Annotated in this window: 7 protein-coding genes; 2 read left to right on the top strand and 5 right to left on the bottom strand. The window is 67.6% G+C overall.

What is annotated here, in order from left to right:
* The 3 genes from AC07OC_RS20860 to AC07OC_RS20850 form a co-directional block, all read right to left on the bottom strand.
* The coding region (locus AC07OC_RS20860; RefSeq protein WP_494602094.1) for a PAS domain-containing protein at positions 1-2,015 on the bottom strand (2,015 nt) is incomplete at its 3' end.
* Positions 2,016-2,177: 162 nt separating this feature from the next.
* Positions 2,178-5,105: an aconitate hydratase gene (locus tag AC07OC_RS20855; RefSeq protein ID WP_494602092.1), complete on the bottom strand. Its 2,928-nt coding sequence runs from the start codon at positions 5,103-5,105 to the stop codon at positions 2,178-2,180.
* Positions 5,106-5,323: 218 nt separating this feature from the next.
* On the bottom strand, positions 5,324-5,854 hold the full coding sequence (locus AC07OC_RS20850; RefSeq protein WP_494598286.1) for a hypothetical protein: 531 nt from the start codon (positions 5,852-5,854) through the stop codon (positions 5,324-5,326).
* On the opposite strand from AC07OC_RS20850, the gene AC07OC_RS20845 reads away from it, so the two are divergent.
* The gene (locus AC07OC_RS20845) at positions 5,853-6,734 is read left to right on the top strand and encodes a helix-turn-helix domain-containing protein (protein ID WP_218293648.1); all 882 of its coding nucleotides are present in this window, start codon (positions 5,853-5,855) and stop codon (positions 6,732-6,734) included. The two genes, AC07OC_RS20850 and AC07OC_RS20845, sit on opposite strands and share 2 nt — an antisense overlap.
* A gap of 258 nt (positions 6,735-6,992) precedes the next feature.
* Here the strand turns inward: AC07OC_RS20845 and AC07OC_RS20840 are convergent, their stop codons facing one another.
* Positions 6,993-7,301 carry an H-NS histone family protein gene (locus tag AC07OC_RS20840; protein ID WP_218294417.1) on the bottom strand — a complete coding sequence of 103 codons (309 nt, stop codon included), beginning with the start codon at positions 7,299-7,301 and terminating at the stop codon, positions 6,993-6,995.
* Positions 7,302-7,458: 157 nt separating this feature from the next.
* Entirely contained in the window at positions 7,459-8,766 is a 1,308-nt protein-coding gene (locus AC07OC_RS20835) for a hemolysin family protein (RefSeq protein ID WP_218293647.1), read from the bottom strand.
* A gap of 24 nt (positions 8,767-8,790) precedes the next feature.
* Here AC07OC_RS20835 and AC07OC_RS20830 point away from each other — a divergent pair, with 24 nt between their 5' ends.
* A complete protein-coding gene (locus tag AC07OC_RS20830; protein ID WP_218341440.1) occupies positions 8,791-9,633 on the top strand; it encodes a symmetrical bis(5'-nucleosyl)-tetraphosphatase in 843 nt (280 codons plus the stop codon).
* Positions 9,634-9,641: the final 8 nt, after the last annotated feature.

Genomic DNA, 9,641 nt, shown 5'->3' with positions numbered 1-9,641 from the left:
TTGGGCAGGCCCGTCAGCGCGTCGAAGAACGCCAGGCGCTCGATCTCCTGCTCCGCTCGCTTGCGGTCCGTGATGTCGCGGCACACGCCCAGCACGCCGGTCACGCGGCCGTGCAGGTCGCGGATGGGGGTCTTGATGGTCTCGAACTGGCCCTGGTAGCCATCCTCGGCGAAAGTGAGCGTTTCCTCGTACACCAGCGGCTGCCAGGCCTGCATGGCGCGCAGGTCGTAGTTGCGGAACCGCTCGGCCTCCGGCTGCGCCACCAGATCGAAATCGCTGCAACCCACGATCTGGCGCTCCGGCCGCCCGGCAAAGCGCTCGAACACGGGGTTGACCGACAGGTAGACACCCTGCGCGTCCTTGAGGAACACCATGTCGGGCATGGCGTTGACCACGCGCGCAAGGTGTGCCTTCTGGTGCGCAAGCTCTTCCTCGATGCGCTTGAGCTCGGTGAGGTCGTAGGCGAACAGCACCACGGCGGGCACACTCTGGTCCGTCACGCTTTCGGGGGCGATGGTGGTGTGGTGGCACTGGGTGCCGCCGGGTCCGTCGATGCGGTTCTCGAACACCGCCGCCTCGCCCGCGAACGCCTTGTCGAAATGAGGCTGCATGCGCTGCATCACTTCGGGCTCCAGCACATCCCTCAGCAATTGCCCCTGCAGCTGCGCGGGCTCGCGGTGCAGCCAGCGGGCCTGCTGTTCGTTGACGTAGAGCACGCGCAAATCGCGGTCCAGCCGTGCCACCCCGCCAGGCACTTGCCGCAGCATGTTGGCCATCAGGGCCTCGTGCGCGTGGGAGGCTTCCTCGGCCAGGTGGTGCGCGGTGATATCGGTCTGCACACCGTCCCACATCACCCGGCCATCGTCGAGCCGGCGCGGCGAGGCGCTCAGGTGCATCCAGCGCAGCTGGCCGTCCGGGCGGCGCATCCGGAAGACCTCTTCCACCGCCGCCATGTTCACGAAGGAGTTCTCCTGGGCCCGCAGCAGGCGCGCGCGGTCTTCCTCGAGGATCTGCCCGTACAGGACGCTGGGGTTGCGCACCACGTCCTCGACGCTGACCCCGTTGAGGCGGGCAATGGCCTCGCCCATGTGGACGAAGTGCGTGCGCCCGTCGTGCTCGCGCACCACCTGGTACAGCACGCTGTGGGGCAGGTTGCGCCCAAGCAGCGACAGGCGGCCCTGGCTTTCGCGCAGCAGCCGCTCGGCCTCCTGCACACGCGCAAACGGCTGGCGGATGCCCGCGTTGAACACCGCCTGGTACAGGAGCGCATAGGCCACGATGCGCCAGCCGTGGGCGAGCGGGCCGCCCACGGGAGAATGGCCGCCCAGCAGGCCCACCGAAAGTTCACCGCAGGCGAAGGCCGCCGCCGCCCAGGCGAAAACGCGCTCGCGCGCCTGCCCCCGGCGCACCGCATCGCGGTGCAGCAGCAGGGCCACCGCCGCCAGCACCAGCACGAGCCCGAACGCCAGGTACTGCCGCAAGGCTCCGCCCGCGGCCTGCGCAAACGATGCGGGCAGCGGCCCCAGCGCCGTTCCCAGCAGCAGCAGCGCCATGCCGGCGGAGGCGGCCAGCCACGCCTTGGCAGGGCCCGCGGCGGTGAGGTGCACCGCCGTGAGCAGCAGGGTGAGCGTCTCCGCCACCCGGGCCCAGCTGCTGAGCCACAGCGAGATGCCGGCCGTGCCCGTGGGCATGTGGACCGAGGTCGAATGCGCCAGCACGCCGTGGAGAAAATTGCATGCCGCCGCCACGCCGAAACCCGCCACCAGCACGTTGGCACGGGTTTGCTCGGGGGCTTCGAGGGTGTGCAGCGATACCGACACCACCAGCAGCCCGAGCAGCACGGCCACCAGTTCCATGAAAGGCTCCAGGCCGTGCTGGGAACCCGCGCCATCGCCCATCATCTGCGCCAGCGGCACCATCACGGCCGCCAGCGCGGCCACCACCAGCACCACCGTGACGGCTGGTGTGTCCGTCAGCAGCGCGCGATAGGGCCTGAAGCGGGTGGAAGGGGGCATACGGGCGTGAGGCAGTGCGGGACTCTATTTCGACACAACGTCACAAGTGTATCGGCGAGTAAGCAGGCATTCACATTCTTTACGGTCTCCCTGGCACACGGCTGACTGGGCGCGCGGCCCCCGGGGCGCGGCGCCGCAGCGCCGGCCACTCCCGCATCATCTTCAGCCGGCCAGCAGCTGGCGCAGCACAAAGGGCAGGATGCCGCCCGCCTGGTAGTAGTCCACCTCGATCGGCGTGTCGATGCGCAGCGTGACCGTGACCTCCTGGCGCGAGCCGTCCGCGCGGCGGATGACGAGCTGCGCATCGCTTTGCGGGGTGAGCGCGGGGTCCGGCACCACATCGATCACCTCGCTGCCGGTGAGCCCCAGCGTCTCCCACGACTCGCCCGCCCGGAACTGCAGGGGCAGCACGCCCATGCCCACCAGGTTGGAGCGGTGGATGCGCTCGAAGCTGCGCGCCACCACGGCCTTGATGCCCAGCAGCTGCGTGCCCTTGGCCGCCCAGTCGCGGCTGGAGCCCGTGCCGTATTCCTCGCCGGCGAAGATGACCGTGGGGGTGCGCTGGGCGATGTACTGCATGGCGGCGTCGAAGATGAACATCTTCTCGCCCTGCAGCGCGCCCTCGTTCTGGAACACCGTGACGCCGCCCTCCTCGCGGGAGCCGTCGGCCGTGGGGGCAATCATGAGGTTCTTGATGCGCACGTTGGCGAAGGTGCCGCGCATCATCACGTCATGGTTGCCGCGCCGCGCGCCATAGCTGTTGAAGTCCTGCTTCATCACGCCGTGCTGCAGCAGCCACTGGCCCGCGGGCGAGCTTTCCTTGATGGAGCCTGCGGGCGAGATGTGGTCGGTGGTGATGGAGTCGCCGAACAGCGCCATGATGCGCGCACCCAGCACGGACGGAAGCTTTGCGTCATTTTGGCCGCCAGCGCTTGATGCATCTGCGCTGGCAGCTCCTTTTTCAAGAGCAAACTGGGCAAAAAACGGCGGCTCGGCGATGTAGGTGCTGGCGGGCCAGGTGTAGGCATTGCCGCCCACGCCCTTGATCTTTTCCCAGAGCTTGCCGGGGTCGGAGCCCACCTTGGCGTAGTTCTCGCGGAAGGCCTTGCCGTTCATCGCGAACTTCATCAGCTGGTGGATCTCGTCGCTGGTCGGCCAGATGTCGCCCAGGTAGACGTCGCGCCCGCCCTTGCCCTTGCCGACGGGCTCCGTCATCAGGTCCTTGAGCACGGTGCCGGCGATGGCGTAGGCCACCACCAGCGGCGGGCTGGCCAGGAAGTTGGCCTTGAGGTTGGGGTGGATGCGCGCCTCGAAGTTGCGGTTGCCCGAGAGCACGGCCGCGCACACGAGGTCGTTGCTGGTGATGGCCTCATTCAGCTCGGGCGTGAGGTCGCCCGCATTGCCGATGCAGGTCGTGCAGCCGTAGCCGGCGAGCGCGAAGCCCAGCTTTTCCAGGTAGGGCAGCAGGCCGGCCTGCGTGAGGTATTCAGTGACGATGCGCGAGCCGGGCGCCAGCGATGTCTTGATGTGCGGCTTGACCTTGAGCCCCGCCTCCACCGCCTTCTTGGCCAGCAGGCCCGCGGCCAGCAGCACGCTGGGGTTGCTGGTGTTGGTGCAGCTGGTGATGGCGGCGATCAGCACGTCGCCGTTGCCCAGGGTCACGTCGCCAGCGCGGCTGGCCTGCTGGGCGGGCACCTCGGCGTGCGCGGCGGCCAGGGTGGGCTTGTTGTGCTCCATCTCCACCACGAAGCGCGGCGCGCCGGAAGGCAGGGGCTTCTCGGCGGGTGCGCTCACCTCGGCCGGCGCATCGGACGGGCGCACATGGTGGCGGGTGTGCAGCAGCTCGGCCGGGCGGTTGAAGCCGTTTTGCGCGATGGGCTTGCTGAACAGGTCGGCGAACTGGCTGCAGACCTTGCCCAGCTCGATGCGGTCCTGCGGGCGCTTGGGGCCCGCCAGGCTGGGCGTGACGTCGCCCAGGTTCAGCCGCACGACCTGCGAGTAGTCGATCTCGCCCGCCAGCGGCACGCCGAACAGGCCCTGGGCCTTGAAGTACGCCTCGAAGGCCTCGATCTCGCCCTTGGTGCGGCCCGTGCCCTGGAAGTAGTCGATGGTCTTTTCATCCACCGGGAAGAAGCCCATGGTGGCGCCGTACTCGGGCGCCATGTTCCCGATGGTGGCGCGGTCGGGCAGCGACAGCGTGCGTGTGCCCTCGCCAAAGAACTCCACGAACTTGCCCACCACCTTGTGCTGGCGCAGGATCTCGGTCACCGTGAGCACGAGGTCGGTGGCCGTCACGCCCTCGCGCAGCTGGCCCGTGAGCTCGAAGCCCACCACGTCGGGCGTGAGGAAGTACACCGGCTGGCCCAGCATGGCGGCCTCGGCCTCGATGCCGCCCACGCCCCAGCCCACCACGCCGATGCCGTTGATCATGGTGGTGTGGCTGTCGGTGCCCACCAGGGTGTCGGGGTAGTAGACGCCGTCCTTGCGCTTGTGCACGCCGCGCGCCAGGTATTCGAGGTTCACCTGGTGCACGATGCCAAAGCCCGGAGGCACCACGCCGAAGGTGTCGAACGCCTGCATGCCCCATTTCATGAACTCGTAGCGCTCGCGGTTGCGCTGGAACTCGAGCTTCATGTTCAGGTCGAGCGAATTCTTCTTGCCGTAGTGGTCGATCATGATCGAGTGGTCCACCACCAGGTCCACGGGCACCAGCGGCTCGATCTTCTTGGGGTTCTTGCCCAGCTTCACGGCCACGCTGCGCATGGCGGCCAGGTCGGCCAGCAGCGGCACGCCGGTGAAGTCCTGCAGCACCACGCGCGAGACCACAAAGGGAATTTCGTCCTTGCGGTCTGCCTTGGGCACCCAGTGGGCCAACTCCTTGACATGCTCGGCGGTCACCTTGCGGCCATCGCAGTTGCGCAGCACCGATTCGAGCACGATGCGAATCGACACGGGCAGGCGGTGGATCTGGGGAAACTGCCGGGCCAGCGCGGGCAGGGAGTAGAACTGGCCCTCCTTGCCGGACGCTGTCCTGAAACTCTTGAGGGTGTTGGCAAACGCGTGACGGGCGGGCTTGGGCGATGAGGCCATGGCGAACTCCTGTGAAAGGCAACAAGGCCTATTCTGGCAGTCCTGCGTGACGGTGCAATCGTGGGGCTATGCGGGCCGCCGGGCCCCGGTGCCGGTGCGGCGCAGGCCGGTGCTCCGGCCCACGCCGCCGCCGCATGGAAGATGAATCAAGAATGCCCCTGGCGCTTGTGCGACAAGCGCCAAATGCTATCAATTCAAGAGCAAAAGATGAATACCCGTCAAGCGGCGGCCCATGCGGGCAGGCGGCGCACGCCCATCCACTGCAGTTCGGCCAGCAGGGCGACGGACACCACGTGCACCAGCAGATAGGCCTGGCCCAGCAAGGTGGGCGCGGCCGCGGAGCCCAGCAGCAGCGCCAGACTGGCCAGCGCCCAGGCGAAGTTGCCAACGATCAGCACCCACAGCCAGCCACGGGGCATGGGCTCGGACCGCGCGATGGCGGTGGCCAGGGCGGCGTAGCCCAGCAGCAGCACGCCCGAGGCCTGCAGCAGCCCCGGCGCGAGGCCCAGCCACCCGGCCAGCGGCGCCGTCAGCAGCAGGTGCATGGCACCGAGCAGCACACCGGTGGAGGCATCGAACCAGACCACGGCGCGCAGGAATCGGGGGGAAGACATCAGGTTGAACATGGAAGACTCCTTGGTGGGTAAAAAAATGAAGAACAGGCCTGCATCGTTCCCGTCCCGGTGCACCGCGTCGATGACCTGGCAGGTAATGGCCTGCACGCTCTTTCCCCCTAGGATGTGGCCCATGACCTCCACATCCCCCCCTTCGCACCGCCCTGTGCGCCCCAGCCTGCCGCACCGCGCGGCGCCGCCGGGGCCCGCATCGTTTGGCGACCATCTGCGCACCTGGCGCCAGCAGCGGCACCTGAGCCAGCTGGAACTGGCCGACGAGGCCGACATCTCCACGCGGCATGTGAGCTTCATGGAAACCGGACGCACCAACCCGAGTCGCGACATGGTGCTGCGCCTGTGCGAACGGCTGGCCATCCCGCTGCGCGAGCGCAATGCCCTGCTCGTGGCGGCCGGCTACGCGCCGATGTACCGTGAGCGCGCACTGGACGACCCCGCCCTCGCGGCGGCGCGCCAGGCCGTCGAGCTGGTGCTCAAGGGGCACGAACCCTGCCCCGCCATCGCGCTCGACCGCTGCTGGAACGTGGTGGCGGCGAACCAGGCCGCCCAGGCCCTGCTGGCCTCGCACGTGAGCCCGGAACTGCTCGCGCCCCCGATCAACGTGTTTCGCCTGAGCCTGCATCCCCAGGGCCTGGCCCCCCGCATCGCCAATCTGCCGCAATGGCGGGCCCACCTGTTTGAACGCCTGCGCCAGCAAATACAGGCCACCGCCGACCCGGCGCTGATCGCCCTGCAGGCCGAATTGCAGGAATATCCCGCGCCGCAGGCACCGGGCGCGCCGGTTCTGGCGGGTGAAATGCTGGGCGTGGTAATGCCGTTCTGCTTTGAAAGCGTGCACGGAATGCTCTCGCTCATCAGCACGACCACGATATTTGGCACCCCGGTGGACGTGACCCTGCAGGAACTGGCCGTGGAATCATTCTTTCCGGCCGACGATTTCACGGCGGAGGTTTTGCGCAAGGTGGCCTCGCAACCACATCCGCAGGAACCCGCGTGATACCAATGGGCTCGAAGGGCCTTCAGCGGCCGCGAGCCCATAAAAAATCCCTGCCCCGCCGCCGCTGCCCCAAGAGGCCCCGGGGTACCCGGACTCATTCGCTGAATGCACGAAGTAAATGGCGCATAAAAAAAGCCCGCGGGTGCGGGCTTTATTTTCTGTGCGATGGCTGTGCAGCCATGCCGTACCGGGCCTTCAGGCGAATCAGGCCATCCGATATGCCTGAAGAATTCCTGGCGGCAGCGGTTTGCCGCCTTTTTAAATGGCAAACTTCTCGCGGCTCTCGTTTTGAATCCACTTGGGCGCCTTGCCACGGCCCGTCCAGGTTTCGCCCGTGGCGGGATTGCGGTACTTGGGAGCCACCTTGGTGCCAGCGGTGGAGCTGCGCCCCGTGGCCTTGCCAGCGGCCTTGCCCGCGGGAAACACGTCCTGGGCGGTCAGGCCATATTCGGCCACCAGGGAACGAACCTGGGACACCGCGTCCGACAATTCACGCCGGCGGGCCTCGCTGATTTGTTGCTCAAGGGCTTCGCGCTGCTTCAACAGTTCTTTATAGCTGGTGGTCATGGTGTCAGGGTTCAGGGTGGAGGAAAGTGTGACGGATGAATTATATGAATAATCTGCCGCCTTTGCCATCCATCCCTTCAAATTCATGGAATTTCCATATTACCCGCCATGCCCATAATGAATGGCACCCTGCGGCGGGGTATTGGTGCCGGGCCTTTCAGAGACTGGAGGCGGCCGGTGGCTCCGGCTGCGCCAATACCTTGTCGATGCGCTTGCCGTCGAGCTCGAGCACTTCAAATATCCATCCGGCGCAGCCGATTCTCTCGCCAATGGCAGGCAAATGTCCGGTTTCCGCCATCAAAAGGCCGGCCAAGGTGTTATAGCGCCCCCGCCCTTCACCGGGTAAATCCCGAATATCCAGCCGCGCCTTGAGCTCGGCCACCGGCACCAGGCCGTCGAGCAGCCAGGTGCCATCGCCCCGCGCGGTGGCCCATGCGTCCGTGGCCGCGCCCGGCTGCAATTCGCCGGTAATGGCTTCGAGTAAATCGCGCGGGGTCATGATGCCCTGCACCACGCCATATTCATCGACCACAAACACCATGCGCCCCGAGCGCGCGCGAAACTGCTCCAGCAGCTCCATGCCGCTCAGCGTTTCCGGAAGGAAAGCCGCGGGCTGCGCATGGCGCTCGAGCAGCCCCTGCGCCTGCGGGCCGAGTTCGAGAAGGCGCGCCACGCTCAGGAGCCCCACCACCTCATCCAGCGAGCCCCGGCACACCGGATACCAGGAATGCGCGCCCTGCTCCCCGCCGCTGCCGGCCATGCGCAACCCCTCGGCCACCGTCAGTCCGGCATCCAGCCAGGCCACGTCGCTGCGGGGCACCATGAGCGAGGTGAGCGGCCGGTCATCGAGCCGGAACACGTTGCGCACCATCTGGTGCTCATGGTGCTCGATCACCCCGGCATCGCGGCCCTCTTCCAGGCTGGCCACGATCTCCTCCTCGGTGACGGCGCGCCCCGCCGCGTTGTCCACGCGCATCAGCGCCAGCACGCCCTGCGTCGAGAGCGAGAGCAGCCGCACGAATGGCTTGGCCACCTTCGCCACCCAGGCCATGGGGCGCGCGACCACCCGGGACACAGTTTCCGGATAAAGCTGGCCGATGCGCTTGGGCACCAGCTCGCCAAACACGATGGTGATGAAGGTGATGACCGTCACCACCAGCGCGGTGGCCGCGATGCCGGCGGGGCGGGCGGGCATTCCGGCCTCCTGCAGCCAGATACCCAGGCCGTCGCTGAAGGCCGCCTCGCCAATGATGCCGTTGAGCATGCCGATGGACGTGATGCCCACCTGGACGGACGAGAGGAACTGCGTGGGGTTGTCCAGCAGCGCCAGGGCCGCCTGCGCGCCCTTGTCACCGGCCTCGGCCATGGTGGCCAGGCGCGACTTGCGGCTGGACGCCAGGGCGAGTTCAGACATCGCGAACACGCCATTGAGCAAGGTCAGCAGCGCGATCAGCAGAAAATCCATGCTTCACCGGATAAGAAACACACCATGGCACTTTACTGTATCGGGGACATTCAGGGCTGCGACAGCGCCCTCGGGCACCTGCTCGACGTGATCGGCTTTTCGCCCAGCCGCGACACCGTCTACCTGCTGGGCGACCTCGTCAACCGGGGGCCGGACTCCGCCGCGGTCCTGCGCCGCTGCATGGCCCAGGGCGACGCCCTGCGCTGCCTGCTGGGCAACCACGACCTGCACCTGCTGGCCGCCGCACACGGCGCGCGCAAGCCCTCGCGGCGCGACACGCTGGGCACCGTGCTGGACGCCCCCGACCGCGCTGCGTTGCTTGACTGGGTGCGCCAGCAGCCACTGGCCCGTGCCCACACGCATGCCGGGCAGGCGCTGCTGATAGTGCATGCGGGCGTGCTGCCCGCCTGGTCTGCCGCAGATACCCTGGGATACGCGGATGAAGTGCACGCGGTATTGCGCGGCCCCGATCTGCCCGGTTTTTTGCACGCGATGTACGGCAACACCCCCGACCAGTGGCGGGACGACCTGACAGGCGCTGACCGCCTACGCGTGATCGTGAACGCGCTCACCCGGCTGCGCTTTTGCTCGGCCGACGGCGTGATGGATTTCGAAAGCACCGAAAGCGCGGATGCCGCACCGCCCGGCCTGATGCCCTGGTTCGACGTGCCGGGCCGGCGCACCGCGGGCACGCTGGTGGCCTTCGGCCACTGGTCCACGCTGGGCTGGCTCCACCGCAACGATCTGCTGGGGCTGGACACGGGCTGCGTGTGGGGCGGCTGCCTGAGCGCCGTGCGCTTTGGCGCGACGCTGGCGGAGCGCGAACTGCTGCAGGTGCACTGCGAGCAGGCCCAGGCCCCGGGCTGAATGCACCC

It is taken from the genome of Acidovorax sp. GW821-FHT10E04, assembly GCF_059415185.1.
Note: the sequence above shows the minus strand (reverse complement) of the source record. Positions and strands in the feature narration are given on the sequence as shown.

Bases quoted from the DNA above. Each gene is read 5' to 3' on its own strand.
- AC07OC_RS20835 (WP_218293647.1), bottom strand. From the start codon at position 8,766: ATGGATTTTCTGCTGATCGCGCTGCTGACCTTGCTCAATGGCGTGTTC.
- AC07OC_RS20845 (WP_218293648.1), top strand. From the start codon at position 5,853: ATGACCTCCACATCCCCCCCTTCGCACCGCCCTGTGCGCCCCAGCCTG.
- AC07OC_RS20830 (WP_218341440.1), top strand. From the start codon at position 8,791: ATGGCACTTTACTGTATCGGGGACATTCAGGGCTGCGACAGCGCCCTC.
- AC07OC_RS20855 (WP_494602092.1), bottom strand. From the start codon at position 5,105: ATGGCCTCATCGCCCAAGCCCGCCCGTCACGCGTTTGCCAACACCCTC.
- AC07OC_RS20840 (WP_218294417.1), bottom strand. From the start codon at position 7,301: ATGACCACCAGCTATAAAGAACTGTTGAAGCAGCGCGAAGCCCTTGAG.
- AC07OC_RS20850 (WP_494598286.1), bottom strand. From the start codon at position 5,854: ATGGGCCACATCCTAGGGGGAAAGAGCGTGCAGGCCATTACCTGCCAG.